1 protein-coding gene is annotated in these 1,145 nt (G+C 34.6%); it reads left to right on the top strand.

What is annotated here, in order from left to right; all coding sequences use genetic code 11:
• Positions 1-59: 59 nt before the first annotated feature.
• Positions 60-1,004: a TIGR02391 family protein gene (locus ABIB40_RS20680; RefSeq protein ID WP_354361852.1), complete on the top strand. Its 945-nt coding sequence runs from the start codon at positions 60-62 to the stop codon at positions 1,002-1,004.
• The last annotated feature ends 141 nt before the right edge of the window (positions 1,005-1,145 follow it).

The raw sequence follows: 1,145 nt of genomic DNA, 5'->3' as shown, positions 1-1,145 counted from the left end.
CAAATTTTCAAAACGTTACCTGCAATGCTACGCTGACCGACTACTAATCAATTTTTCCAATGAATAAAAGAAAACTATTGCTACTAATTGAAGAAATCCTTTCGAAAGTATCGGAATTAGAACTTAGTGCTGTTATGCCGAAAATTCTAACAGTTGCGAAGCAGTTAAATGATAAAGACTTTGAAAAATGGATATTACTTGAAACAACAGGTTATTTCAACACAAATCCAGCCATGACTGATGATATAATTGTTCCTGAATACAGAAAAGTTCCCGGACAGTATCATGACAAATATGGTAGACCTTTTATTATAGAAGACCCTATTCTTTTTGAAATAAATAATTACCCAATTCGCGAAGGTGTTGTCGAACTTGAAGACAGTTCTAAAAAAGAGGGTCTTCTTTCTTTTCGAAACCCATTCGCTATGGATACTCTTAGAAAAAACCTAGGTGTAGAAGTTGATAGCTTTGCTTTTAGTGCAAATTCGCTGAAAACAGTAATAAACGAAATTAGAAATTATATAATAAACTGGCTAATTAACAAGCAAAAGGAAACCTCTAATTCTTTGTATGCATTAGAAATAAATCCGGAAGTTCCATTTGAACTCTCTGGACTACACCCAATTGTTCAAAAAACAGCTGGCGAACTTTATAAAAACGGACATTATCGCCAAGCCATTCTTGATACATATATTGCACTTGTTGAGGCAGTTAAAGTCAAATCTGGAGAATACAAACTTGACAACACACCTTTAATGCAAAGTGTCTTCTCGCCAAAAAGTCCTATAATAAAGGTTTCTGAAAATCCTGATGAACAATTAGGATTTATGTGGTTATTTAGTGGTGCGGTAATGGGAATTAGAAACCCTAAAGCACATAGACTTATAGAACAGAATGACCCGCAAAGAACCTTGGAGTGGTTATGTTTTGCAAGTGTTTTATTAAGAGTAATTGACGATTCTGAACTAATTAAAAATGAAGTCATTGCCAGTATTAAAATATAACCGCACAGCAGGTAACAGCAAATTTGTTCAAAAATGGCTGACAGCGGTTCACGTCAATTCATCAGTTATTTACTTAATTTGGTGCGGTACGACATTGGTTCTGCAAGCAATGCCATTTCTGCACAAATTTGCAAAACGTTA

Source organism: Pedobacter sp. UYP30 (genome assembly GCF_040547165.1).
Taxonomy (GTDB): Bacteria; Bacteroidota; Bacteroidia; order Sphingobacteriales; family Sphingobacteriaceae; genus Pedobacter.
This window is presented reverse-complemented; position numbering and strand designations above follow the sequence as displayed.

What these genes read in the sequence shown, in the direction of transcription:
- ABIB40_RS20680 (WP_354361852.1), top strand. Translation starts at nt 60, where the DNA reads ATGAATAAAAGAAAACTATTGCTACTAATTGAAGAAATCCTTTCGAAA.